Raw genomic sequence first — 25482 nt, 5'->3', positions numbered from 1 at the left:
GGAGATGAGCGTACAGAACGTTTACCTTAAGAGGCTTTCCCTGGTGATGGTGTCGCTCTCCCTTGCCCTGGTGATCTCCACCGCGGTCATGGCCGCCATCTCGCAGACGCCGCTCTTTCTCATGACCGGCGACAAGCCCAACATCTTCTTCGTGCTCGACAACTCGGGGAGCATGTGGAACATCTCCTGGCACCCCAACTACCCGGCGAGCGCCTCCGCCGCCACGTACCCCGCCTGGTTCGACAAGTTCTTCAACGGGTCCGGCGACAACTTCGTGCTCCGGCAGGACACCACCATCAACCGGCGGGTGCTCTACTTCAAGTCCAACGCCTGGAGCGGGGGGACCGGCAGCAACAACGCCGCCGATTTCACCAACTTCGCCGCCAGCACCCCGCTCCCTCCGGTGGGGCAGAGCTATGTGCTGAACGCCACCCAGAATACCGGCAACTACGACCGGGTGATGATCGCCGACGCCAACAACACCTTCTGGATCACCCCCTACAACTTCTCCTCCGGCGACGCCACGCTGGGGACCAGCAACTCCCAGCCGATCTACTGGAACAGCTCCAGCAAGACCTACCGCATCATCAACTCCGCCAACGGCACGGCGGGGACCACCAAGCCGGTCGGCGTCGCCCTGCCGCGCTCGGCCGACGCCGGCCCGAGCAACGACTACAACACCTGGTTCACCGGCTCCTACCTCAACTGGCTCTACTTCGTGGCCGATGCCACCACCCGCAGCCAGGTAGCCGAGACGAGCGCGTATGCCCAGTACCACACCACCCGCATCCACGCCGCCAAGGACGCCATCACCACCGCCATCAACTCGACCCTGAACGCCGACGGCTCCTCCAAGTACCGCTGGGCCGGCTTCACCTACACCACCGCCACCAACGCGGCGCCGCCGCGGCTGGGCGTCACCACCTGGGTCGATCCCGACTCGGCTGTCAACATCACTGCGTTAAAGACCGCCATCGCCGGGGTGTGGCCCACCATGGGGACTCCGCTGGGGGGGACCTTGCAGATGCTTTGGCAGTACGTCTGGCAGAGCACCACCAACTCGCCCGTCACCAGCCGCTGCCAATCGCAGTACCTGATCGTGGTCACCGACGGCTATCCGCACCAGCTGGACGACGCCGGCACCATGGCCTCCCCCGACCCGTCCGGGAGCCTCTCGGTGAAAAACAGCGACTACTGGTACAACCCGGCCTTCCCCGGCGACAACAACTGGCGCTCGAAGGCGCACATCGTCACCCAGAGGATGCACCTGGGCTTTGCCAAAACCTTCTCCGGCACCTCCTACACCATCCCGATCGACACCTTCGTGATAGGCCTCTCCTTCCCGGCCAACCCCGCCACGAGCCTCATCACCGATCCGAGTTCCATGCTCTACCTGATGGCGAACAACGGCGGCGGCGACGCCTACGGGGTCTCCGATTCGGTCGGCCTCATCAATGCGCTGAGCGCCACCATCAACACCATCGCCTCGCGCATCTCCTCGGTGAGCTCGGTGGCGGTAAACACCGCCTACGTCACCTCCAGCACCAAGCTCTACCGGGCGAAGTTCAACTCCGGCGACTGGATCGGGTACCTGGAGGCCTACGGCATCAACCCCGCCACCGGCGCGGTGGTAGGTTATCCCAATACCCCGTTGTGGGAGGCCTCCTCCTCGACTCCCAACGCGGCTTCGGGGACGGGTGGGCTCAACGGCCGGGCTCCTTCCAGCCGGGCGATCTACACCGCCGGCAACGACGGCTTCGGTAAGATCCGCAGCCGCTACGACTTCAGCGGCACCAACGTCGCCACCCTGGCCGGCTCCGCCTTCATGAACTTCTCCAGCGCCGCGACCTATACCTCTGCCTCGCCGGCCTGGCAGCTGATCGATTACGTGCGCGGTACGGACATCGCCGGGTACCGTCCCCGGGTCAGCAAGCTGGGAGACACCATCTACTCACAGCCGGTGGTGATCGGTCCCCCGACCGGCTTTTACAACGACCACCACTACGCCGACTTCAAGGCGAGCAACCGCGCCCGCAAATCGCTCCTCTACATCGGCGCCAACGACGGGATGCTGCACGCCTTCGACGCCGATACCGGCAACGAGGAGTGGGCCTTCATCCCCAACATGCTTCTCCCCAAGCTCAAGTACCTGCGCCTCACCCCCTACAACCACACGAACTACGTGGACGGCACCGTCACCGTGCTGGACGCCTACATCGACCCCACCGGCGGCGACAACCTGGCCGCCCGCTCCTGGCGCTCGGTGATGGTCTGCGGCCTGCGCGAGGGGGGGAAGGGGTGGTTCGCCCTGGATGTCACCGATCCGGCCAATCCGCAGCCGTTGTGGGAGGTCAACACCGGCAGCCAGGAGAAGGTGGGGAACACCACGGTCGGCATGGGTTACAGCTTCGGCACGCCGCTCATTCTCAAGCTGAAGACCGGCACCGGGCCGGAGGATTTCCGCTGGGTTGCCGCGCTCCCCAACGGCTACGAGAGCGGCACCACCGGCAAGTCGGCGTCGCTTATGCTGGTCGATCTGGGGACCGGGGCGGTGTTGAAGGAGATCGTGGTGGATACCACCACCAACTCCGCCTCCTACGCCAACGGCCTTGCCTCCCCCTCGGCGATCGACGTGAACGGCGACGGTTTTGCCGACTACATCTATGCCGGGGATCTCAAGGGGAACCTCTGGAAGTTCGACGTCTCCGGGGCGGGCCCCTCGGCTTGGGACGTGAGCTACCGCGCAACCGGCTCCGGCCATCCGGCGGTCCCGCTTTTCAAGGCCCAGGTCGGCTCGCCGGCCACGCCGCAGCCGATCACCGTGGCCCCCGAGATCGTCCTTCGGGGGGACTACCAGATCGTCTACATCGGCACCGGCAAGTATTACGAGCCCGGAGACGCCACCGCCACCCAGACGCAGAGCCTCTACGGCATCTACGACAAGAACACGGTGTCCAACAATCCTCCGGCGGCCGGGCTCCTTACCCGCAGCAATCTCCAGGTGCAGACCCTCACCGCGGTCACCTCGGCCTTGGGGGACCAGTTCCGGACATCCTCGGACAATCCGCTGGCCGTCACCGCGCTCGGCTGGTACGTCGATCTGCCGACCAGCGGGGAGCGGGTGGTGAGCGATCCGGTGGCCAAGTCCGGGAAGATCATCTTTACCTCCTTCATCCCCAATACCGACCAGTGCGCCTACGGCGGCACGAGCTGGCTCATCGAGCTCGACATCGCCACCGGCGGCACGGTCCCCAAGCCGGTCTTCGACGTGAACCACGACAGCGCCATCAATGGTGCCGACGTCCTGCCCCCTGCCGGCGGGGGGCCGGCCAAGGCCCCGACCGGCTCGTACCTGGGCGAGGGGCTCGCGGCGGCCCCGACCATCGTCGGCACGAGCGGCGGGCTGGAGTACAAGTACATAACCAGCACGACCGGCGCCATCAACGTGGTGCTGGAAGGAAGCGGTACCAACCAGCTCGGCGTGCGAAGCTGGCGGCAGCTCCGGTAGTTTTCGGCTGCCGCTGGCAGGGGATTTCATCCTCAACCTGTCCCTCCCCTTGAAGGGGAGGGTACGTTTTGGCATGACTTCACCTTGTGCAGGCTCGCCCTCGGAGAAGGCGCCCAAGCAACCAGCTCACCTCCGGCTTGCCGAGGCTTTACCGTAGATTCAAAATGAAAATCCCCCGTGTGCTCTTTTGTTGGAGCTGGCGGGGGATTTTTTTGTTTTATGCCTCTCCTCGACTTCCCATTGTGCAGGCTCACCATCTCCCGGAGGGGGAGGGGAGGTTGAGAATGGTCGGCTGCTCCGGAGGCTTCCGCAATAATCCGGACCGGCTGCTACACCAATGGTGATCGTGCCTGCTCCTTTGACTGCTGTTGTGGTTGTTGGGACTGTCTACATCTTATGCTCGCCGTCAGCCTGACGTAAAGAGCGTTCCTTGAGACCGCCCCGGATCGGGCTTCATGCCGAAAAAAGCGGGGATCATTCAGTTCATTTGTGCGAAATAATAATGGCTCACGGTATCCACCATCGAGTCATTCTGCCGCCGGACTGTTTCCTCAGGCATGTCCGTGATTACACACTGTCTTTGATCACTGGTTATCGGCGCCCCTCTGTTTTCGATCGGCATGTGGTGTGAAAATTGACACTCCGACATCATCCATATTAAATCACTGCAATCCTCTTTTGCTTTCCAGATAACGCCGGATTTACCTGTTGTGTTTCATCTTGCTATTCGGCTAAAATCTGCACTTACGGCAATAGAAGCGGCCGGACACGGTAATTGTTTCACACCTGTGCCTGAGAGCTTCGATAAGTGCAAGGAGTCTCTCTTGTCTCCCAAGCCCCGCATTTCAGTCCGATTGCTGCCTCCGACTAAGGAATAGGTAATGCCGAAGTCACTGCGGATACTGATAGTTGAGGACAACCCGGGCGACGCCGAACTGCTGAAGCTCCAGCTCCCGGCGGACGGCTCCGTCCTGGAGGCTGCCCGCGTGGCGTGCCTCTCGGAGGCCATCTCGTCGATCCGGGCGGGCCGGGTCGATCTCGTGTTCCTGGATCTCGGACTCCCCGACAGCTTCGGGTTGGACACGTTGCGGACCCTGAACCGGCAAACGCGGTGCAAGGTACCGATCATCGTTTTGACCGGCACCTGCGACGACGAGATCGGGGTGCAGGCGATCCGGGAGGGGGCCCAGGATTACCTGGTGAAGGGGGAGATCGACCATAAGCTCCTCACCCGTTCCATCAAGTACGCGGTGGAGCGGAGCCGTGCCGAGAAGGCCCTCAAGGAGATGAACGATACCCTGGAGCAGCGGGTAGCCGAACGGACGGAAGAGCTGTGCCGGGCCAACCAGACCCTCCAGGTCGAAATCGCCGAACGCCAACGGGCCGAGGAGGAGCAGCGGCGCAGCAAGGAGCAGTGGGAACGGACCTTCCACAGCGTTCCCGACCTGATCGCGGTGCTCGACGACCATCACCGGGTACAACACGTGAACGAGGCGATGGCGCGACGCCTCGGCGTCACCCCGGATGACTGCATCGGCATGCCCTGCTACCAGATCGTCCACCAAACGGCCTTCCCCCACGAGCTCTGCCCTCACGCGCAGACGATGCGCGACGGATGCCTTCATCGCGAAGAGCTGCACATGGACCGCTTCGGCGGCGATTTCCTGGTCACCACCACTCCTCTTTTGGACGGGCAGGGAAACAGCATCGGCTCCGTCCATATCGCCCACGACATCACCGAGCGTAAGCGGGCCGAGGCCGAGTTGCACGCCAGTGCCGAGCGGTTGGCCGCCGTCCTCAATGCCCAGCGCGAGGTCGCCGCTGCCAACCTGGACTACGCTTCGCTGCTGCAACGTATCCTCGAGATCGTTTCCCGCCTGACCGGGGCCGATGGCGCGAGCCTGGAAGTGACCGACGGCCACGAGATCGTGTATGAAGCCGCGACGGGGATCGCCTCCGGCTTCATGGGGCTGCGGTTGCAGATTGCGGGGAGCCTGTCGGGACATTGCCTGAGCATGGGCGAGTTGAAGAGATCCGACGATACCGAGAACGACCCGCGGGTCGATCGCGAGGCCTGCCGTCATATCGGGCTGCGGTCGATGGTGGTGATTCCGCTACGGTACGACGAGCACTCTTTCGGCGTCCTGAAGGTGATGTCCTCCAAGGCTTACGGCTTCGATGCGGCCGCCGAGGGGACGCTGCGCCTGATGGGGGAATTCGTGGGCGTAATGGTGGCGCGTCAGCGGATCCAGGGGGCGTTGCGGGAGAGCGAGGAGCGGTTCCGGGTCGCCCAGGAGCTTTCTCCGGACGGATTCTCGATCCTGCGGCCGGTACGGGACCATGCCGGCCATGTCGCCGATTTCAGCTGGATTTACGCCAACAGCACCATCGGGAGGTGGACCTGCACCGATCCCAAGGCCGTGCTGGGCCGGCGCCTGCTGGAAATCCTGCCCGGTTACGCCGGGCCTTTCCTCCAGATGTATCGGCAGGTCGCCGAAACGGGGCAAGCGGGCATATTGGAAGCTCCCTTTTTGGACGACCGGGCGGAGCAGATGTGGCTCCGGGTGGCGGCGGTGCCCATTGGGCAGGACCTCGCCATACTGGCTCAGGACATAACCGAGCGCAAGCGCGACGAGGCCGCGCTGAAGCAGATGAACGAAGAACTGGAGCAGCGGGTCGCGCAACGGACCATGCAGTTGCGGGAGCGGGACCAGATGCTGCTGTCTCAGAGCAGGCAGGCGGCCATGGGAGAGATGCTCGGTAACATCGCCCACCAGTGGCGACAGCCGCTCAACGCGCTGGGGTTACTGATCCAGGAGATTTCCCTGGTCTATGAGGTCGGCGAACTCGACAAGTCGTACGTCGACCAGGTGAGCAGCCGCTCGATGGCGATCATCCGTCACATGTCGGCGACCATCGACGATTTCCGCAACTTCTTCAGGGGCGACAAGGAGAAGGTCACCTTCAGCGTGCGAACCGTGGTGGAGAAGACGCTCTTTCTTATCGAGGATGGTTTCAAGGCCAACTCGATCACCATCGAGGTGGTGGGCAGCGGTGATCCCGCCGCCTATGGTTATCCCAACGAGTACTCCCAGGTGCTCTTGAACATCCTGATGAACGCACGGGATGCTTTCGAGGAGCGGCACATCAGCCGGCCGAGAGTGACCATCGCCATCGACGACCTCGAGGTGAGAATTTCAGACAATGCCGGTGGCATTGCAGCGGAGATAATAGACAAGGTCTTCGATCCCTACTTCACCACCAAGGGGCCGGCGGCAGGGACCGGGGTCGGTCTCTTCATGTCGAAAACCATCATCGAAAAGAACATGGGGGGCTTGCTGAGCGTCCGCAATAACGAAGAGGGCGCCGAATTCAGCATCAAGCTCTAGACCGCCGGACCCGGACGCCATGCCCGGGCAGGGGCCGCGATCCCACACCGGTCCCCCCGATCCCATCCCCAGTCCCCCCGATCCCATCCCCAGTCCCCCCGATCCCATCCCCAGTCCCCCCGATCCCATTCCCGGGCCCCCCGATCCCATCCCCAGTCCCCCCAATCCCATCCACAGTCCCCCCAATCCCATCCACAGTCCCCCCAATCCCATCCCAATCCCAATCCCATCCTGTAAGATTTTGTCCCGGCGGCTCAGGAGATAACCGATGCTTTTGGTCCGATTAATCGTGATATACCGGGGTAGAAATTTTCTCGTCCTTGCAGGTGCCTATGGAAACAATATCTCCCAGCTCGCCGGCCGTGTTGCTGGCGGACTCTGACCCGGAGACCCTCTCAAAGTATCAACAATTCCTTCAAGAAGCCGGGCTCGCCAACCAGGTGACGCTCTCCGACAGCCGGGAACTCCTTCCATTCCTCGCCGGGCGCGACGCCGGGGTGGTCCTTCTCGACCTTGAGGCGCCGCACCTCCCGGGATGCGAGCTCCTCGCCGAGGTGACCGCCAACCATCCCCAGACCCCGGTGATCGTCATCACCGCCGTCAGTGATCCCGCCACGGCCGTTTCGTGCATGAAAAACGGCGCCTTCGACTACCACGTGAAGCCGATTGACGGCGCCAGGGTGGTGGCCTCCATCAGGAAGGCCCTGGAGATGAGCTCCCTGCGTGGGGAAATCTCGCGGCTCAGCCATTCCCTGTTGGCCGGGAACCACGAGCGCTCCGCCGCCTTCGCTCCCATCATTACCCGCAGTCCCAAGATGACCGCGCTTTTCGGCTACCTGGAAGCGGTGGCTGGCACCGACCAGCCGGTGCTGATCACCGGGGAGACCGGCGTCGGCAAGGACCTCGTCGCCCGCGCGCTGCATCGCCTTTCCGGGGTGCAGGGGCGTTTCGTCGCCATCAACGCGGGCGGTCTGGACGACCAGATGTTTGCCGACACCCTGTTCGGTCACAAGCGAGGTGCCTTTACCGGGGCAGGGGAGGTGCGCGACGGCATGATCGTACAGGCTGCCGGAGGGACGCTCTTTCTGGACGAGATCGGCGAGTTGAGCCCGCTTTCCCAGGTGAAGCTCCTCCGCCTCTTGCAGGAACGGGAGTACTACCCGCTCGGCTCCGATATCCCGTTGCGCAGCTCCGCCCGGATCATCGTCGCCACCAACCAGCATCTGGAGCAGTTGATCGTCTCGGGGACCTTCCGCAAGGATCTCTACTACCGGCTCTGCGCCCACCACATTCACATCCCCCCTTTGAGGGAGCGCAAGGAGGACATTCCTCTGCTGCTCGAATTCTTCCTCGAAAAGGCGGCCCGGTCGCTGCGGCTGCCGAAGCCATCCTACCGGCCCGAGCTGTTCAATTACCTTTGCAGCTACCATTTCCCCGGCAACGTCAGGGAGCTGCGGTCGGTGGTGTTCGACGCCATGGCGCGCCACAAAGGGGGGAACCTGTCGATGACCTCCTTCCGGAAGGTGATCGGCAAGGCACCGGCTCCCACCGCCGCCGAGCGGTCGTACTGCGGCGACGCCCCCGGCTTCCAGCTTACCGGCCGCTTCCCCACTTTGAAGGAGATGGAAACCTACCTCATCGAGGAGGCCCTTCAGTTGGCGGGGGGGAACCAGGGAGCGGCTGCCGCCATGCTCGGGCTGACCCGGCAGGCACTCAACAAGCGGCTCTGCCGCCGGTAATTGAGGGGGGGCGGTCCTCTCGTTGAAGGATAGGGGAATTTGGCTGGTGCCGGAGATAGTGGCCGATCAGGTTTCCCTTTAGGCCTGGGTGGAGAGGCGAGATGGTTGCCGCCGAAAAGCTGCAAAAAATGTCGCACCGGCAAAAAATGTCTCACCGTGAATAAGTTACTTAAATGACAAGCTGAATGCAGATCCCGCCGCCCATTCCCCCGGACTTTTGTCGCAACTTCCTTTCCTTGAGCGCTTCGTTGCCCACCGCTATTCGGCCGTTTTTACCGCACTTTGGTATCTGCGCGAAATGGCATCATTTCTGCTTAGTGGTCCCCGATTCAGGATAAAAGGGGTCCTAAATATCCCGAAACGGGCGGGCGGTGCCCCCATTCCACCTTGTTAAGGGGGAGGTTCCATCGCCGTTGCCCGCCATCAACAAGAGGTTTCTGATGCATTCAACCCCCTTTGCCGTCCGGCCGACGGGCAGTGACGCCCCGAATCTCGGTCGACCGGCAGGGCCCCATGCCGGTTACTCGCTCACCCAGCCGCTACTGGACACCCTGGACGGAATGCTGCAGCAGCTCGAACGCCTCCCCCAGTTGACTGAGCGGAGCTTCCAGGCCGTCTCCGACAACCTGCGCGACGTTTCCGGACGGCTGCGGGCTATCTCCCGACACGCGGCCCAGGCTGCCCAACTGATGGCGGGAAGCGAGGGGCAGTCGGTGCTGGCCGACATCCAGCAGGCCCTGGAGATCATGTCCGAGCAGCTCCAGGGGGGAGACCGGGGGGCGGAGGCTTCGGTCGCGGGCCTGAAACGGATCATGGTCGAGTTGGAGGCGATCCAGCGCCTGGTGACCGATTTCCAGGACCGGGTCGGCACCCTGCGGATGCTCAAGACCAGCACCAACATCCTCGGGGCCAGGGCTGCCAAGGGGGGAGGCGGTTTCCTGACCGTCGGCAACGCCATCGGCAACCTCGCCCTGGACATCAAGCAGAAGTCCTCCGACATCCACGCCAAGAAGCGCTCCCTTTCGGCCGAGCTTGAAAGGGCGGTCACCAAGGTAACCAGCCTCAAGGAGAGCCAGCGCAAGCTGACCGGCAGCATCCTCGCCGATATCCGCCACGCCATCGCCAACCTTGTCCGGATGCACGACAACTGCGCCCGGGTGGCCGACGAGCTCGCCGGGCGTTCCGGGACCATGTCCAGGGCACTGGGGGAGGTGGTGGTGGCCCTGCAGTTCCAGGACATCACCAGGCAGCAGCTCGAGCATGCCGGGCGGGCCTTGGGGGGGCTGAGAATGGAGGTGGCCGAGTCGCTGGGACTAGGGGAGGGGGCACCGCCCGCTACCCAGAGTGTCTGTGCGTTGCAGTCGGCCCAGATCGCCCACAGCGTCACCGAGCTGGAGCAGGCGATAGGCCACGTGGCGCAAAACCTCAAGGGGGTTGCCGGCGAGGCTTCCTCCACCTCCGGCGCGCTCCATGAGCTCTTCGGCATGGCCGGTAGCGTCGGCGGCTCCTCCATTGCGGGAATCGAGGCCGGGCTCGCCTCGGTGATGTCCGCTTTCGCGGAGAGCCGCCGGAGTGCCGACCACCTGGCGGAGATCATGCTGGCGGTGACCAGCGCCATGGGGGAGATCACCTCCTTCGTCAAGGAGATCGACTACATCGGGTTCGAGATCAAGCTCATCGCGCAAAACGCCATCGTGAAGGCGGCCCAGGCCGGTAAGGACGGCGCCGCCTTCGGCGTCATCGCCGCCACCGTGGAGCACGAATCGGTCATCATCTGCCAGCGGGCACGTGCCATCACGGACAGCATCGTGAGGATCTCCGCCCAGGTTACCGCGCTCCAGGCCGACCTCCCGGCCCGGTCGAATTCCGCTTCCGGCTCCGCGCTGGCCGGAAACCTCGGTGACGTAGTGGCCGGCGACCTCGGGGACGAGATGGCTTCCGCACTCGGTACTCTGCGAAGCCTGTCGTCGAACGTGCTCGAGCAGTTGGAGCAGACCGACCGGATGGCGGAAGGGCTCGCAGGCGACCTGGAAGCCACCGTTGCCGCCCTGGAGGACCCGGAGCTCGGGTCGCTTTTGTACCGGGAACTGCCGGCGCAGCTCTCGGACCTGCAACATGCCGTCGTCGCCGCCTGCCAGGGAGGCCGGGAGCCGGGTGTCCGCCAGGCGCTCGACGCCTTGAAGCAGCAGTACACCATGCACAGCGAGCGGCAGATTCATGAACGTTTTACGGCCCAGGCATCGCAGGCCGGAGTGGTCGCCCCGGTTCCCCTTTCCGTTGCGGCGGATGACGAGTTCCTGGGCGCCAACATCGAGTTGTTTTAGAAAAGGAGCAGCAGAGTAATGCAGATTGAAATGGAGCCGGTAACCAACGGCGACCAGCCCGATACAAGGGAGGTATCGATCTCCGGTAAGGCCACCGTCATCGGGGTGGCCAACTTGAAGAAGGTGCTTTTGGAGGAACTGGAAGGGGCGGATGTGGTCACCATCGACGTGACTGGAGTCACCGAAGCAGATCTAACCTTCTTCCAGCTTTTATGTGCGGCCCATCGCTTTGCGGCGGACCGGGAGAAAAAGCTCAGCATTGCACCATCGAGCCTGGCGCGGCACCGGCAACTGGCCCTGGAGGTTGGCTACCAGACCGGGCCGGGCTGCTGCTGGGAACAGTGCAGCTGTCTGCAACAGAAGGAGGATTGATCTATGAACAGGACTATTTTGGCGGTGGACGATTCCGCCGGCATGCGCACCACCCTTTCTTTCACGCTGGAGGAAGCGGGGTACCGCGTCGTGGAGGCCAAAGACGGCGCCGAGGGGCTGGCCAGGATGAAGCAGGAGCAGGTCGACCTGGTGATCACCGACCTCAATATGCCGGTCTTGGACGGCATCAGCCTGATCCGCGCCATCCGGGACAATCCCGACCACCGCTTCACCCCCATCATCATGCTCACCACGGAATCCCAGGACGACCGCAAGCAGGAAGGGCGCCTCGCCGGGGCAAGCGGCTGGATGGTGAAGCCCTTCCGCCCCGAGCAGCTCTTGGCGGTAGTGAGGAAGGTTCTTAAATGAACGAGACCGTCGCCCAGGTCTTCCGCGAGGAGGTCGACGATCTGCTGTCCGAGCTGGAACTCTCGCTGCTCGAACTCGAAAAGCGTCCCACCGACAAGGGGGAAGTCGACCGCACTTTCCGGACCATGCATACCCTGAAAGGGGCGAGTGCCATGCTCGGGCTGGAAGAGATCACCTTCTTCGCCCACGAGGTGGAGTCGGTGCTCGATCACGTGCGGGCAGGGAGGCTCCCGGTCACCCCGGATATTATCCGCCTCACGCTTTCGGCCCGGGATCAGATCAAGTCCATGGTGCAGGCCCTCGACGGCACCGCTCCCGCCGACGAACAACTGACCCGCTCACTGGTGGGCGCTTTCCGTGACCTGGTCGGAGCGCAGGCTGAACGGCTCGTACTCCCGGCCCACGCCCCGTTGCCGACCACTACCGACGGCGAGATCCTCTGCCGGATCCGCTTCCGCCCCGACCGCGAGATCTTCAAGCGCGGCCTCAATCCCTCCCACCTGCTTGAGGAGTTGCGGGAGCTTGGGCGGTGCGAGATTACCTTGCACAAGGAGCGGATCCCTTCCTTCGAGGAGTTCGACCCGGAGCTTTGCTACCTGCACTGGGAAATCCTGCTCGTCACCAGCCATGACATCAACGCGGTTCACGACGTATTCATCTTCCTGGGCGACGGGGGACGGGTGGAAATCGAGCTCGTCTCCAATGGGGCGCCAGACGCGCCGGCCGGCCACGGTGCCGATACGGCGCCTGCGTCGTCGGCTGCGGCAAGGCTCCACCTCGGGGCTGCCGGACCCGCCCTCGCCGAGGAACCGGTGGTGCAGCCCGCGCTGATGCCGGCGGTCGAGGCGATGGTGGAGTCGATGGTGCAGGCTGGGGTAGAGCCCGGTGTTGAGTCCGGTGCGGAGGGTGCGCTTGAGCCTGCGGCTGGGTCTGGTGCTGAGTCTGCGGCTGGGTCGGGTGCTGAGTCTGCGCTAGCGGATGGAGCGGCTTCTCCGGAGCATGCCGAGGCGCCTGCCGTCGGCCAGGCGTTGGTGTCGGGTGAGTCCGGAGGGGCACAGCCCACCGTCGTCGAACGGGAATCCGAGAGGGCACGGCCGATCTCTTCCATCAGGGTCGCCTCCAACAAGCTCGACCAACTGGTGAACCTGGTGGGAGAGATGGTCACCGCGCAGATGCGGCTGGTACAGATCGGGCTCGGCTACGACGACCCCGCGCTCAACGCGGTGGCCGAGGAGATCGGGCGCCTCACCGAGGGACTCCGTGACACCGCCCTCGACATCCGGATGCTCCCCATCGAGGGGACCTTCAACCGGATGCTGCGCCTGGTCCATGACCTCTCTCACGAGTTGGGCAAGGAGGTGGAGCTCGTTACCGAGGGCGCGGAGACCGAGCTCGACAAGACGGTGATCGAGCGGATTGCCGATCCCCTCGTGCACCTGATCCGAAACAGCATCGACCATGGCATCGAACCGCCCGGGGAGCGGGTGGCGGCGGGTAAGGCTTCCAAGGGAACCCTGCGCCTTAAGGCGGCTCACTCCGGGGACAGCGTGATCCTTACCTTCAGCGACGACGGCCGCGGCATGAACCGCGAGAAGTTGAGGGCCAAGGGGATGGAGCGGGGGCTCATCCCGGCCGGGGCTGAGCTTGCCGACCGCGAGATCCTCGGCCTCATCTTCCACCCCGGTTTCTCCACCGCGGACAAAATCACCAGCATCTCCGGCCGCGGGGTCGGGATGGACGTGGTGAAGAAGGGGATCGAGGCGCTGCGCGGCACCATCGGGATCGCCAGTGTCCACGGCGAAGGGACCACCTGGACGCTGAAGATTCCGCTCACCCTGGCCATGATCGAAAGCCTGCTGGTGAGGATCGGCAACGAGCGCTACGTCCTCCCCCTGGCCCAGGTCGAGGAGTGTATCGAACTGAGCGAGCTGGAGGCGGCGAGAAATCACGGCCGCCGGATCGTGCAGCTGCGCGGTGCCGTGATCCCGTACATCTCGCTCAGGGAGCGCTTCGCGGTCCGGGGGCAGCGCCCCTCCATCGAGCAGATCGTCATCGTGGAGATCGACGGGAAAAGGATCGGCTTCCTGGTGGACGAGGTGATCGGCGAGCACCAGCTGGTCATCAAGTCGATCGGGAGACTCTTCCGCGCGGTGCGCTGGGTTTCCGGGGCCACCATCATGGGGGACGGGACGGTCGCCCTCATTCTCGACCTGCAGCAGCTCCTGGACGAGGAGGAGCAATTGGAACGACGCAACGCGGCCGACGAACAGGCCGCCTTCAAGGGGATTGCCTATGCCTGATACCGCCGTGACGGAAACCGCCCAGTACCTGACCTTTACCCTCGATGGAGAGCTCTTCGCCATGGACATCGTGAAGGTGCGCGAGGTCCTCGACTACACCGGGGTGACCCGCGTTCCCCGCACCCCCGACTTCGTGCTCGGGGTGATCAACCTGCGTGGCCACGTGGTCCCGGTGGTGGACCTGCGGCTTAAGTTCGGGCTCCCCGCCTCGGACCGGGGACAGAGCTGCGTAATCATCGCCGAGGTGACCGTGGACAACGAGACCACGGTGCTGGGTGCCCTGGCCGACTCGGTGCAGGAGGTGCTGGAACTCTCACCGGAGCAGATCGAGCCGGCTCCCCGCATCGGGTGCCAGCTGGATACCGAATTGATACTGGGAATGGGGACGCTGGATGAGCAGCTGATGGTGATTCTCAACGCCGACAAGGTCTTCTCGTCGGTCGAGGTGACACTTCTGCGGGACACCGGCTCCGAGCCGACGCTGGCCGCCAACTGCTGATCCACCGGCGCAGGAAGGGGAGATATCGTGCACATACGAGACATGAAGATAGCGACCCGGATGGTCTTGGGCTTCGGGATGGTAATCGGGATATTCCTGATCACGGCGGCGGTTTCCAGCTGGCTATTGCGGGGGATCGAGCGGAATTCGCGGGAGGTCGCCACCGAGACCGTCCCCTACCTGCTGGTCGCCCACCAGATGACCACGGCCGCCATCAGGGTGAGCGAGAGCCTCACCGATGTGGCCGCCACCCGCAACCAGGGCGGCTTGGTGGACGCCCAGAAGTCGGCCCGCGAATTCCAGGAATCCCTGGCCAGGTTCAAGGAGTACTTCGCCCGCAAACAGGACCAGCGCTCCATGAAGGAGGTGGAGGCGCTCTCGGTCGCCTTCGACCGCTACCTGAGCCAAGGAAAGGAGATGGCCGCGGTTTACGTCGAGGATGGGACCGAGGCGGGGAACCGGCTGATGGACTCCTTCGACCGCAACCGCGACCAGATCACCGAAGCGGTGGGACGGTTGCAAAAGGCCCAGGCCGAGACCGCCGCCCGCAACACCCATGACGTGGTCGACGCCGTCACCAAGATGCAGCGCGGCATGTTCTTCATGAGCGCCGCCGCGCTTTTTCTGGGGGCGTTATTGGCCATGTTCCTGACGAGAAGCGTGACGCGTCCGTTGAAGCAGGGGCTCTCGGTGGCCAACCGGCTGGCCGAGGGGGACCTGGGGACCGAGATCGTCGTCACCGGAGGCGATGAGACCGCCGAGCTTTTGCGGGCCATGCAGCACATGGTGGTGAAGCTCAGGCAGATCGTGGGGGAGGTCATGGCCTCCGCGGCCAACGTCGCCTCCGGGAGCCGCCAGCTTTCCAGTGCCGCCGCCCAGCTTTCCCGGGGAGCCGCCGACCAGGCGATGGCCGCCGAGCGGGCCTCCTCTTCCATGGAGCAGATGAGCACCACCATCCGGCAAAACGCCGACAACGCGGCCGAGACCGAGAGGATGGCGATGAAATCGGCCCAGGACGCCCGGGAGGGGGGGGACGCGGTGGTGGAGACCGTGGCCGCCATGCAACAGATCGCCAAGAAGATCAACATGGTGGAGGAGATCGCCCGCCAGACCAACCTCCTGGCCCTCAACGCCGCCATCGAGGCGGCACGCGCAGGCGAGCACGGGAAGGGATTCGCGGTGGTCGCCTCGGAGGTACGCAAGCTTGCCGAACACTCGCAGAAGGCTGCGGCCGAAATATCGGGGTTGTCGACCAACTCGGTGTTCGTGGCGGAGCAGGCGGGACGCTACCTGGTGCGCATGGTGCCGGACATCCAGAAGACATCGCATCTGGTCCAGGAGATAACCGCCGCCAGCAAGGAGCAGGACGTCGGCGCCGAGCGGATCAACCAGGCGATCCGCGAGCTCGACCAGGTGATCCAGCAAAATGCCGGCGCTTCGGAGGAGATGGCCTCCACCTCTGAGGAGTTGAGCAGCCAGGCGGAGCAGCTTCAACACGTGGTGGCCTTCTTCCGGCTGGAAGGGGCCGATGCCTCCCAGCCCGCTGCGGTTGCCACCCCCATCGGAACGCTCAACGGCGCGATTGCCCAAGGTGCGATGGCCCAAGGCTCCATGCCGTTTGCGCCCCGGCCCGCTTCGCCCCGCGCCCCCTCGCGCCAGCAGCTGCCCGCCGGTGTCCCTCTTCCCGGCGTGGACCTTCAGCTTGGCGGGGGAGCCGACCACCTGGACGACGCCTTCGAGAGATTTTGACTTTTTTGTCCCACCCACGGGTAGGAATGGATTCCCCGGCGCCGGCCGGGGAGGCAGCAAATGAAACAAAGGAGAACGAACAGCCATGAATCTGGCAAATTTCAAAATCGGCACCCGGCTGGGGATGGGCTTTACCCTGATCCTGCTGATCCTGATAGGGGTGGTTGCTACCGGTTACTGGGGCGTCAACGAGGGCACCGACCAGACCGTCACCATGCTGCGCGGCGACGCCACCATCGCCGAACATGCGGCCCGCGCACGGTCGAACATCCTTGGGCTCAGGCGCTTCGAAAAGGACATCTACCTCAACATCGACGATCCCCAGAAAAGAAAGGAGTACCTGCAGAAGTGGCAGGAGCAGCACGAGCATCTGAACGCGCGGCTGGCCGATCTGGATAAGACAGCTACCCTGCCGGCCGACCGGGAGACGGTGAAAAGCATGAAGGCGGAGCTCGCAGGCTATGAGGCCGGGTTCGGTCAGGTGTGGGAAAAGATCGCGGCCGGGCGCATCAAGACTCCGCAGCAGGCGAACGCGGCGATCACCCAGTACAAGAAGGAAATGCACCAGATGGAGGATCTCTCCAAGACGCTCGCCGACCAGACAAACAAGCGGATGGATTCCAAGGAGGCCATCATGCTTTCCCTGGCGCGGCAGACCAACGCCGTGCTGACCGTGGGGGCGCTCTTGGCGGTTGTGCTTACCATGGGGATCGGCTACCTCCTGCACCGCTCCATCACCGTGCCGCTGGCCGAGGCGCTCGGTCACTCGAGGCGGCTTGCCGACGGGGACCTGACCATGAAGATCGAGGTCGCGGGGAAGGACGAGACGGCCGAGCTTCTCCGGGGCATGCAGGAGATGGTCGCCAAGCTGCGCCACGTGGTCGGAGAGGTGCAGGTCTCGGCCCACAACGTAGCCGCCGGGAGCGAGGAACTCTCCAACTCCGCCCAGGAGACCTCGCAGGGGGCGAGCGAGCAGGCGGCTGCCGCCGAGGAGGCCTCCGCCGCCATGGAGCAGATGGCGTCCAACATCGCCCGCAACGCGGACAACGCGCTGATGACCGAGAAGATCGCGGTGAAATCGGCCGCCGCCGCCCGGGAAGGTGGGCGGGCGGTGGCGGAAACGGTGGACGCCATGAGGGACATCACCAAGAAGATCACCCTGATCGAGGAGATCGCACGCCAGACCAACCTTTTGGCGTTGAACGCGGCCATCGAGGCGGCCCGTGCCGGTGAGCAGGGAAAAGGTTTCGCCGTGGTGGCGGGGGAGGTGCGGAAGCTGGCCGAGCGGAGCCAGAAGGCGGCGGCCCAGATCAGCGAGGTTTCCGAGTCGAGCGTCGCGGTGGCCGAAAAGGCTGGGCGGCTTTTGGAGCAGCTCGTGCCGGACATCCAGCGGACCGCTGAACTGGTGCAGGATATCGCCGCCGCCAGCCAGGAGCAGGGCTCGGGTGCCCAGCAGATCAACTCGGCCATCCAGCAGCTTGACCTGGTGATCCAGAGTAACGCCGCCTCGTCGGAAGAGATGGCCGCCACCTCCGAGGAGCTGTCGATGCAGGCCGATCAGCTCCAGAACGCGGTGGCCTTTTTCCGGCTCGAAGGGATTACCGCCGTGCGGTTGCCGGTGCGGACCCCGAAGTCGATCATGACCGAACAGCTCGAGCCGCTTCCCCTTGGCGAGGCCGCCGCCGGGTGACCGGTTTCCTCTTCCTCACCCTGAAGCTCTCTACCATAAAGAAAAGCCCCCTGGCATTGTCAGGGGGCTTTTTGTGTTATTGAGCGGGAAGTAGGGCTTCCATTGGCGTCAAAGGATGACCGTTTCTCTCCGAATTGGCAGAGGGTGGATCTGGAAGGATCACCGGGGAGCAGGAGTTACCATGCCTGCGTGATCCACGTCTTCGTCCTGCAATTCGCCCGGGTCTGGTACAGGTGGCTGCCAGGATGCCGCGGGCGATTTGATGACTCTCTCATAAAGAGGCAGCGCTTCCGGCAGAAACGTCGTGAGCGAGCCGCCATAGCGAGGGTTGACTTCGAATATCTTCACGGTGTCATTGGCAAGCTTGTAGTTGAAACAGCAGATCCCCTGGTAGCCGACGGAGTTGAGTATCCGCTCGAAGAGATCTAAGAATCGGGAGTGGTCCACCGGCATACCTGCCAGAGGCCTGAAGTTGTTCCCCTTTATGAAGTACCTTTCCTGGAAGGTAAATTTCAGCGTTTTGAAGAACCGGATCTTCCCATCGGCCATGATGATGTGGGTCGTGTACTCGTCGCTTCCCTCGATGTATTCCTGGGTGAAGAAGTCTCCTGAGGTAAACCAGTCGCGGTATTGGAGCCCGCTTTCCGCATCGTGGATGACGGCCATGTCGAGTCCCCATTCACCGACCTTCTTCTTGATGATGAAGGGATAGTCCATCTTCTGGTTGGTCTTGGGGACGTAGTTGCCGAAGCCGTGAGAAATGAGGTGGCTGGCGAAGCGTTCCTTGTCGTCACAGAGCGTGATGGCGGGATCGGCAGGAACCAGTGTCCTCTTGCCGTTAAGGGCTGGGTGGCGATCGTTGATACGATGCTCGGCGGCCACGGTGAGGGGAACTATCAGGTTGAAAAGGGAGAGTGGGATCTCGTGGAGGTCATAGAAAAATGGCGTGTATTCGGACTTTTGGAGCTTCTTGCGGATTGCCCATTCCCAATCGTCGTGCCGGGAGAAAAGAACGGTCCTTCTCAACATGACCTTAGCAACAATAAATCGTATGACATCTTTCCATTTCATAGATCCGCCGTCCCTTGCTCCCTCACAGAAGGAGCCGATGAGTAACGATGACATTAACTCCGGTTCAGGAAGCAGGGCAATTAAAAAATATAAAAATTAATAAAAAATAATATTGCTCGGTGATTTTCGAGCCCCCGCTCCGTTGCTGCCGTGTCTGCTCCCCGCGTCTTCTCCTTGCCAATGCGCAAACTCGTCGTAGAATTCATCTGGTTATAAAGTGTTAACCTGATGGTGGTCCGACATCGGGCATCATGGCCAAACGGCCTTACCTTAAACCGGAAAGGGAGGAAACGTATGAGGAGCGTGAAACTGGCATTACTGGTGATGTTGGCGGTCCTGTTTGCTGTATCCACCGCGTTGGCGGCCGAAAAGCACTTCAAGGCGCACCTGACTCCGAAGGAGGAGATCAAGAAGCCGAAGGCTAAATCGTCCGGAAAAGCCGAGTTCAAGGTCAACAAGGATGGCACCGAGATCAGCTACAAGCTGTACGTGAAGAACATCAAGGACATCAACGGCGCCCACATCCATATGGGCAAGAAGGGCGAAGACGGTCCCCCGATCGTGATGCTGTACAAGGAGCAGAAGAAGGGTAAGTCGCACGGCCTTCTGACTGAAGGAAAGATCACCGCTGACGACATGATGGGTGACTACAAAGGGAAGTCGATCAACGACCTCGTTACCTTGATGCAGTCCGGCGACGCCTATGTGAACGTCCATACCGACGCCAACCCGGACGGCGAGATCCGCGGGCAGATCAAATAGGAAAGAGTAGGGTGGGCACCCCGTGCCGACGCGGTCCTGGTATCGGCTCAGCGGTCGTTATGTCGGCTCGGCTTTGCTCACTCTGCCGGAGAGATGGTGGGCTGGGGGCTGCCCACCCTACAACGAGTCAGGCGTTTGACGAGGCAAAAAGAAGGGGCCGGCGGCATTTTTACCATGCCGTCCGGCCCCATTTATTTCTTGCCCGGCGGAGTGCTACGGCTTCCGGTTGACCATCCCCGTGGCGACGTTGATGAGCTCGTAGGGGAAGAGGATGGTGCTGTTCTTCTCCGCGGAGATTTCGGTCATCGTCTGGAGGGTTCTCAAGTGAAGTGCCGACGGTGTCTCGGCGAGCTTCGCGGCGGCTTCCGCCAGCTTGACGGAGGCTTCCAACTCACCGCTGGCGTGGATGATCTTGGCGCGGCGCTCCCGTTCGGCCTCCGCTTCCTTGGCCATCGCCCGCTGCATTCCTTCCGGGAGATCGATGTTCTTCATCTCGACGTGATCGATCTTGACCCCCCATTTGCCGGTCTGGCTCGCCAGGGTGCTACCGAGCGCCTCCTGGAGTTTCGTCTGCTCGCCCAGCACCTCGTCCAGGATATGCTGGCCGATCACCGCGCGCAGTGCGGTCTGCGCGAGCTGGTTCAGGGCATACTGGTAATTCTCCACTTCCACAATGGCCTTTTGTGGCTCGACTACCTTGGCATACACCACGGCGGTGACCCGGATGGTGACGTTGTCGCGGGTGACGACGTCCTGGGCGGGGATCTCGGTCGCCACCGTCCGGAGCGAGACGGTGGTCATCTGCTCCAGTGCAGGTATCAGCAGGATGAGGCCGGGGCCCCGGACACCGACGAAACGCCCCAGGCGGAAGACGACGCCCCGCTCGTACTCCTTGAGGATCCGGATGGAAGCGGCGAGGATGGCGATGATAATGAATAACACGACTGGGGTTGCGACTATCATGTTGAGCCTCCTTGGATGCACGTTTTCCCTGCCCGCACCCTGCCTTGCCCCTGATCGCCAGGAGCGCGGAGGGGGGCGAAGGGGAAGGGATCAATCGGGGAGGAGGATTCCTGAGCCGGTAGTGGCGCGGGATTCGAGGTCTCGATGGGCCTGGGCCGCCTCCTCCAGACGGTAGCGGTGGTTTATCTCGATGGTGACTCTGCCCGCCGCTACCACCTCGAAGAGCTCCCTCGACATGCTATCGAGATCGGAGGTCTTGGCCGTATAGGTGGCCAGCCCCGGCCGCGTCAGGTAGAGCGATCCCATGGGGGAGAGGCGGTTGATGTCAAAGGGAGGCACCGGACCCGAGGCGTTTCCGAAGCTGACCAGCATCCCGAACGGGCGCAGGCATTGCAGCGAGGTTTCGAAGGTGTCCTTGCCAACGCCGTCGTAAACCACCGGCACTCCCTCCCCCTTGGTGATCTCCTTTACCCTCTCGACGACGTTTTCGGTCCGGTAGTTGATACAGAAATCGGCACCGTGGTCGCGGGCCAGCCGGCATTTCTCCTCGGAACCGGCGGTGCCGATGACCTTCGCACCGAGGGCTTTAAGCCACTGGCAGGCGATGAGCCCGACGCCACCGGCGGCGGCATGGAAGACGACGGTATCGTTTCTCAGCACACGGTACGTGCGGCGGATCAGGTACTGTGCGGTCAAGCCCTTCAGCATCATGGCCGCTCCCTGGTCAAACCCGATGGCGTCGGGAAGAACGCAGAGACGGTCGGCCGGTATCAGGCGCTGCTCGCAGTAGGCTCCGATCCGGCCCGCGTAGGCCACCCGGTCGCCGGGCTTTACCCGGGTCACCCCTTCACCGACCGCTTCGACCACACCGGCCCCTTCGTTGCCGGCCACCGCCGGGAGAGGGACCTTGTAAAGGCCGCTTCGCTGGTAGGTGTCGATGAAGTTGATCCCGACCGCCTTATGCCGGAGCACCACCTCGCCCGGTCCCGGAGCGGCCAGTTCGATGTCGGCTACTTTGAGTACTTCGGGGCCGCCGTATTCATTGAAAATGATGGCTTTGGTCATAATAGTCCTCCAACCGCTCGATATGCTTGGTTCTTTTAACTCAAAAGGGTACTTTCGGCCAACTTAATGATACCGAGCTTGCGGGGATCGGCAACTGACGGCAGCGATTCCAATGAAAAACCCTTTGGCTAGGCCAAAGGGTCTCTTCAAGGATGCGTCGGGGGGGCGGCGGAGAGTTTTCGACTCCGGCCGGATGTGGCTATTTCGATTTCGCAGGAACTACTTCAAGATCAATGTTTACCTATGAAGAAGGGGGCCTTTTTCGTGCAGGAAACGATTGTCAAACGGGGACTTTCCGCATAACATGCAGACGAGTTTCGCATCGCGCACCTGGAGAGCAGATGAGCCGTACCCACCACGAAGAACCTTCCGAACCGATCTCCCAACGGGAAATACGCACCGTTTTTGCCGGATTGATGCTGGCCCTGGCCTTGGCCGCCCTGGACCAGAACATCGTCGGCACCGCGCTTCCCCGCATCGTCAGTGACCTGGGCGGCCTCGCGCATCTCTCGTGGGTCGTTACCGCCTTCATGCTGACCTCGACCACCACCACGCCGCTGTACGGAAAGCTGAGCGACATGTTCGGGCGCAAGGCGCTCTTCGTCGTCTCCATCGTCGTCTTCCTGATCGGCTCCTGCCTTTGCGGGCTCTCCTCGACCATGATGCAGCTGGTCCTTTTCCGCGGTATCCAGGGGCTGGGGGCCGGGGGCCTGATCGTTCTCGCCCAGACCACCATCGCCGACCTGGTCGCCCCGCGTGACCGGGGGCGCTACCAGGGGCTTTTCGGCGCGGTGTTCGCCTTCTCGAGCATCGCCGGGCCGCTGCTGGGCGGGTTCATCACCGATGCCCTTTCCTGGAGATGGATCTTCTACGTCAACCTTCCGGTCGGTGCGCTGGCCCTGGCTCTGATCGCCTTCGGTTTCCGCCGACCCCACCGCCGCGTCACTCACCGGGTGGATTATCCCGGCGTGTTGCTGCTGACCGGTTGGACCACCACCTTTCTCCTGCTCCTTACCTGGGGCGGGGTGACCTACGCCTGGAATTCACCCGTCATCCTGGCGCTGGCGGCTGCTGCCACGGTGTTTTTCTGGTTGCTGGTCTGGCAGGAACGCCGGGCGGCCGAGCCGGTCATCCCCCCGCAGATCTTCGGCAACAAGGTCTTTCTCGTCTCCTCCCTGACGCTCGCTTTTACCTTCGTTGCGCTTCTTGGTTCTTCGGTCTTCATGCCGCTGCATTTCCAGCTGGTCCTTGGAATGTCCCCCTCCCGGGCGGGATTGATGATGGCTCCCATGACGGTGGGGCTCATCGCCTCGTCCTTTCTCGGCGGACGGCTGGTCTCCCGGACCGGAAGGTACAAATTTCTCCCGGTGACCGGCCTGGCCATGGCTGCCGCCGCGCTCCTCTCGGTCAGCCGGGCCGCCTCGGCCGGGAGCTCGCTGGTCCTGCTGGAGGCGTCGGTGACCGCGCTCGGTTTCGGCTTCGGCCTCGTCATGCCCAACCTGACCGTTGCCATCCAGAACGCGGTCCGTCCCGCTGAAATCGGCGTGGCCACAGCGACCGCCGGATTCTTCCGCTCACTGGGTGGCGCCTTCGGGGTGGCCTTGGCCGGGGCGCTGGTGAGCTTCCAGCTGCAATCGGAAGGAGTCGGCTCCGTGAACGGCGGTGCGCGGTCCATCCTCGAGCACGGGATCCAGCAGATCGCCCTCCTGCCGCCAGCCCAGAGGGAACTGGTCATCTCCGTCTACCGTCACGCCATCAGCACCACCTTCCTGGCCGCCGCCGGTGCCGCCCTGGCCGCCTTCTGCGTGGTGCTCCTCCTCCCCGAGGTGCCGCTGAGGAGAACGACTCCCGGCGCCGCTATCGAGGAAGCAGCCGAACGGGCGGAGAGGGCCGAGGGGGCGGAACCCATACCCGCTGAGGCCTCCGGTTCCTGACCCCGCCAGCTTTCGCCTCCGGCTCCCACCAGCTTTCGCCTCCGGTTCCTGACCCCACCCGCTTGATCCAAATTCGCTAGGCAAGAAAGGCCGCCTCCCCGGGAGAAGCGGCCTTTCTCTTTTCTGCTTTATGCTGTTCTCCACCCAGCCTGGTCCTGTCGGGTTTGCCCCTCATCTTCCCCCGGGTGGCCCCTCACCCTAACCCTCCCGGGGGGAAAGGGGATCGTGCCTCACTCTCCTTCAAGGGAGGGGCGGGGTGAGGATGGGGTGCCTCGTACGATGTAGCAGATGGAGTCACTCGGCGACGATGTGATGGACATTCGCCAGGATGGATTTGAGCTGGGCAGCGTTCTGGGGCGCGGCTCCCCCGGCGTCGTTGTTGAAATAGATGAAGACGTCCCGTCCTTTGTCCAGGTAGCGCGCGATGCGCTCTGCGTCCCTTTCCAACTCTCCGTCACTGTAGGAGCCGTTGTAGCTTCCCTGCATGCCGTGGCGCCTGATGTAGACGAAGTCGCCGGTCAGCGGGAGGTCGTTCACAAAGGGAGGGGAATCTGCCATGCAGAGGGCGACCTTCCTCTCTTTGCAGGCCGACACCACCTCGTCGGCAAGCCAACTCTCGTTCCTGAATTCCAGTGCCGTCCGGTAGGGATACTGCTCAAGGAGATTCAGAAACTCGACCAGTCTCCCGAGGTCCAGACCGAACTGGGGTGGAAACTGCCAAAGGACGCACTGCAACTTCTCTTTGAGCTCGTTGGCGGGGGTGAAAAATCTCTTCAGTGGCTCTTTGATGTCGTGAAGCCGTTTGATGTGCGTGATGTACCTGCTCCCTTTGATGGCGAACTGGTATCCGGGACGGCTCTCCTCATACCAGTGTGTGAAGGTTTCGGCTGTCGGGGTGCGGTAAAAGGTGACGTTCAGTTCCACCGTCGCGAATACCGTCCGGTAGTGGGCGAACCATTCCTTCTGGGGGAGATCCTCAGGGTAGAAGTTGCCTTTCCAGTGGGCGTAGCTGAACCCGCTGCATCCGACCGACACTTTCGGCATGGTGCCACCTCCGCAGGGAATCTACCACGAACGTTGCCAGCGAAGCCCCAGCCAGTCGGGGCCCACCACCGGGGCTAGATGGGTTGCGTATTCAGGGGTGACGAAGAGTTTGGCGACCAGGTAGGCGAGGGCACTGGCCGCGAGGACGTCGCGGACGTGGTGGTCACGGTTGTCTACCCGGACGTAGGCGACGTAGCCGGTCAGGGCCCAGGCGGGAACTCCGTATTTCCAGCCGTAGCGCTCCTCGAGGAAGGAGGCCCCGGCCCCGGCGAAGGCGACGTGACCCGACGGAAAGCCGTAGTCACCGCCGTTGGGGCGTTTTCCGAGGCTGGTCTGGTTGAATCCGAGCCGGGCCAGCGAGTTGAGCAACTGGTTCGCTCCCAGGTTCCTCAAGAACTGCTTCTCTCCCTCGGTGTCGTCCTTCAGGTAGGCAATGGCGAGCGCGCCGACCGGCACGATTGACATGGCGACATGCCCCGTGATGGCGTCTGCACCCCCGGCGGGAACGGATCGGAAGATAAGGAGAAGGTTCAAAATGATGGCTATGGTAACGCGGCGAATATTAGGCATGAGTGAATCTCCTCGTTAGCCTGACGGTTTGCCGACGGTATGGATCCAGTATATCGAAATTGTGCCTCGTCGCTGAGAGAGCGGCCGGCAGTAGAGGGGATAGTTGGGCGGAAGGGTGGAGGCAGGGGAGGGCG

At 63.0% G+C, this 25482-nt stretch carries 17 protein-coding genes; 12 read left to right on the top strand and 5 right to left on the bottom strand.

Annotation, left to right across the window (positions count from 1 at the left end; genetic code table 11):
• The first annotated feature begins 4 nt into the window (after positions 1–4).
• From ACYVL5_RS19320 to ACYVL5_RS19275, 10 genes are all read left to right on the top strand, one after another.
• The gene (locus tag ACYVL5_RS19320; RefSeq protein WP_460597213.1) at positions 5–3508 is read left to right on the top strand and encodes a pilus assembly protein; all 3504 of its coding nucleotides are present in this window, start codon (positions 5–7) and stop codon (positions 3506–3508) included.
• Positions 3509–4389: 881 nt separating this feature from the next.
• Entirely contained in the window at positions 4390–6897 is a 2508-nt protein-coding gene (locus tag ACYVL5_RS19315; RefSeq protein WP_460597212.1) for a PAS domain-containing protein, read from the top strand.
• Positions 6898–7229: 332 nt separating this feature from the next.
• Positions 7230–8636 carry a sigma-54-dependent transcriptional regulator gene (locus ACYVL5_RS19310; RefSeq protein WP_460597211.1) on the top strand — a complete coding sequence of 469 codons (1407 nt, stop codon included), beginning with the start codon at positions 7230–7232 and terminating at the stop codon, positions 8634–8636.
• Between the two features lie 440 nt (positions 8637–9076).
• Positions 9077–10960 (top strand): hypothetical protein, encoded by a 1884-nt coding sequence (locus ACYVL5_RS19305; protein WP_460597210.1) that lies wholly within the window; start codon positions 9077–9079, stop codon positions 10958–10960.
• An 18-nt stretch (positions 10961–10978) separates the two neighbouring features.
• Positions 10979–11332, top strand: coding sequence for an STAS domain-containing protein (locus tag ACYVL5_RS19300; protein WP_460597209.1), 354 nt, complete (start codon positions 10979–10981; stop codon positions 11330–11332).
• Positions 11333–11335: 3 nt separating this feature from the next.
• Positions 11336–11701, top strand: coding sequence for a response regulator (locus ACYVL5_RS19295; RefSeq protein WP_460597208.1), 366 nt, complete (start codon positions 11336–11338; stop codon positions 11699–11701).
• Positions 11698–14001 (top strand): chemotaxis protein CheA, encoded by a 2304-nt coding sequence (locus tag ACYVL5_RS19290; protein WP_460597207.1) that lies wholly within the window; start codon positions 11698–11700, stop codon positions 13999–14001. The genes ACYVL5_RS19295 and ACYVL5_RS19290 overlap by 4 nt, the downstream gene beginning before the upstream one ends.
• Complete coding sequence (locus ACYVL5_RS19285) at positions 13994–14500, top strand: chemotaxis protein CheW (protein WP_460597206.1); 507 nt, start codon at positions 13994–13996, stop codon at positions 14498–14500. The genes ACYVL5_RS19290 and ACYVL5_RS19285 overlap by 8 nt, the downstream gene beginning before the upstream one ends.
• Before the next feature lie 27 nt (positions 14501–14527).
• On the top strand, positions 14528–16249 hold the full coding sequence (locus tag ACYVL5_RS19280) for a methyl-accepting chemotaxis protein (RefSeq protein ID WP_460597205.1): 1722 nt from the start codon (positions 14528–14530) through the stop codon (positions 16247–16249).
• A gap of 85 nt (positions 16250–16334) precedes the next feature.
• The gene (locus ACYVL5_RS19275; RefSeq protein ID WP_460597204.1) at positions 16335–17939 is read left to right on the top strand and encodes a methyl-accepting chemotaxis protein; all 1605 of its coding nucleotides are present in this window, start codon (positions 16335–16337) and stop codon (positions 17937–17939) included.
• 159 nt (positions 17940–18098) lie between these two features.
• Here ACYVL5_RS19275 and ACYVL5_RS19270 read toward each other — a convergent pair whose 3' ends face one another.
• The gene (locus ACYVL5_RS19270; RefSeq protein WP_460597203.1) at positions 18099–19010 is read right to left on the bottom strand and encodes a hypothetical protein; all 912 of its coding nucleotides are present in this window, start codon (positions 19008–19010) and stop codon (positions 18099–18101) included.
• Positions 19011–19304: 294 nt separating this feature from the next.
• Here ACYVL5_RS19270 and ACYVL5_RS19265 point away from each other — a divergent pair, with 294 nt between their 5' ends.
• Positions 19305–19772: a CHRD domain-containing protein gene (locus ACYVL5_RS19265; RefSeq protein ID WP_460597202.1), complete on the top strand. Its 468-nt coding sequence runs from the start codon at positions 19305–19307 to the stop codon at positions 19770–19772.
• Between the two features lie 213 nt (positions 19773–19985).
• Here the strand turns inward: ACYVL5_RS19265 and ACYVL5_RS19260 are convergent, their stop codons facing one another.
• Complete coding sequence (locus ACYVL5_RS19260; protein ID WP_460597201.1) at positions 19986–20735, bottom strand: SPFH domain-containing protein; 750 nt, start codon at positions 20733–20735, stop codon at positions 19986–19988.
• Positions 20736–20825: 90 nt separating this feature from the next.
• The gene (locus ACYVL5_RS19255) at positions 20826–21800 is read right to left on the bottom strand and encodes a quinone oxidoreductase family protein (protein WP_460597200.1); all 975 of its coding nucleotides are present in this window, start codon (positions 21798–21800) and stop codon (positions 20826–20828) included.
• Between the two features lie 341 nt (positions 21801–22141).
• Between ACYVL5_RS19255 and ACYVL5_RS19250 the strand changes: the two genes are divergently transcribed.
• Positions 22142–23734, top strand: a complete 1593-nt coding sequence (locus ACYVL5_RS19250) for an MDR family MFS transporter (protein WP_460597199.1) — start codon at positions 22142–22144, stop codon at positions 23732–23734.
• 294 nt (positions 23735–24028) lie between these two features.
• Here ACYVL5_RS19250 and ACYVL5_RS19245 read toward each other — a convergent pair whose 3' ends face one another.
• Together ACYVL5_RS19245 and ACYVL5_RS19240 are read right to left on the bottom strand one after the other, a co-directional pair.
• Positions 24029–24778, bottom strand: coding sequence for a DUF72 domain-containing protein (locus tag ACYVL5_RS19245; protein ID WP_460597198.1), 750 nt, complete (start codon positions 24776–24778; stop codon positions 24029–24031).
• A 21-nt stretch (positions 24779–24799) separates the two neighbouring features.
• A complete protein-coding gene (locus tag ACYVL5_RS19240) occupies positions 24800–25243 on the bottom strand; it encodes a phosphatase PAP2 family protein (RefSeq protein WP_460597197.1) in 444 nt (147 codons plus the stop codon).
• Positions 25244–25482 lie beyond the last annotated feature (239 nt).

Source organism: Geomonas sp. Red276 (genome assembly GCF_054784495.1).
The sequence above is the reverse complement of the archived record's forward strand: the minus strand, read 5'-3'. Positions and strand labels throughout refer to the sequence as shown.

Bases quoted from the DNA above. Each gene is read 5' to 3' on its own strand.
- ACYVL5_RS19320 (WP_460597213.1), top strand. From the start codon at position 5: ATGAGCGTACAGAACGTTTACCTTAAGAGGCTTTCCCTGGTGATGGTG.
- ACYVL5_RS19315 (WP_460597212.1), top strand. From the start codon at position 4,390: ATGCCGAAGTCACTGCGGATACTGATAGTTGAGGACAACCCGGGCGAC.
- ACYVL5_RS19310 (WP_460597211.1), top strand. From the start codon at position 7,230: ATGGAAACAATATCTCCCAGCTCGCCGGCCGTGTTGCTGGCGGACTCT.
- ACYVL5_RS19305 (WP_460597210.1), top strand. From the start codon at position 9,077: ATGCATTCAACCCCCTTTGCCGTCCGGCCGACGGGCAGTGACGCCCCG.
- ACYVL5_RS19300 (WP_460597209.1), top strand. From the start codon at position 10,979: ATGCAGATTGAAATGGAGCCGGTAACCAACGGCGACCAGCCCGATACA.
- ACYVL5_RS19295 (WP_460597208.1), top strand. From the start codon at position 11,336: ATGAACAGGACTATTTTGGCGGTGGACGATTCCGCCGGCATGCGCACC.
- ACYVL5_RS19290 (WP_460597207.1), top strand. From the start codon at position 11,698: ATGAACGAGACCGTCGCCCAGGTCTTCCGCGAGGAGGTCGACGATCTG.
- ACYVL5_RS19285 (WP_460597206.1), top strand. From the start codon at position 13,994: ATGCCTGATACCGCCGTGACGGAAACCGCCCAGTACCTGACCTTTACC.
- ACYVL5_RS19275 (WP_460597204.1), top strand. From the start codon at position 16,335: ATGAATCTGGCAAATTTCAAAATCGGCACCCGGCTGGGGATGGGCTTT.
- ACYVL5_RS19270 (WP_460597203.1), bottom strand. From the start codon at position 19,010: ATGAAATGGAAAGATGTCATACGATTTATTGTTGCTAAGGTCATGTTG.
- ACYVL5_RS19265 (WP_460597202.1), top strand. From the start codon at position 19,305: ATGAGGAGCGTGAAACTGGCATTACTGGTGATGTTGGCGGTCCTGTTT.
- ACYVL5_RS19260 (WP_460597201.1), bottom strand. From the start codon at position 20,735: ATGATAGTCGCAACCCCAGTCGTGTTATTCATTATCATCGCCATCCTC.
- ACYVL5_RS19255 (WP_460597200.1), bottom strand. From the start codon at position 21,800: ATGACCAAAGCCATCATTTTCAATGAATACGGCGGCCCCGAAGTACTC.
- ACYVL5_RS19250 (WP_460597199.1), top strand. From the start codon at position 22,142: ATGAGCCGTACCCACCACGAAGAACCTTCCGAACCGATCTCCCAACGG.
- ACYVL5_RS19245 (WP_460597198.1), bottom strand. From the start codon at position 24,778: ATGCCGAAAGTGTCGGTCGGATGCAGCGGGTTCAGCTACGCCCACTGG.
- ACYVL5_RS19240 (WP_460597197.1), bottom strand. From the start codon at position 25,243: ATGTCAATCGTGCCGGTCGGCGCGCTCGCCATTGCCTACCTGAAGGAC.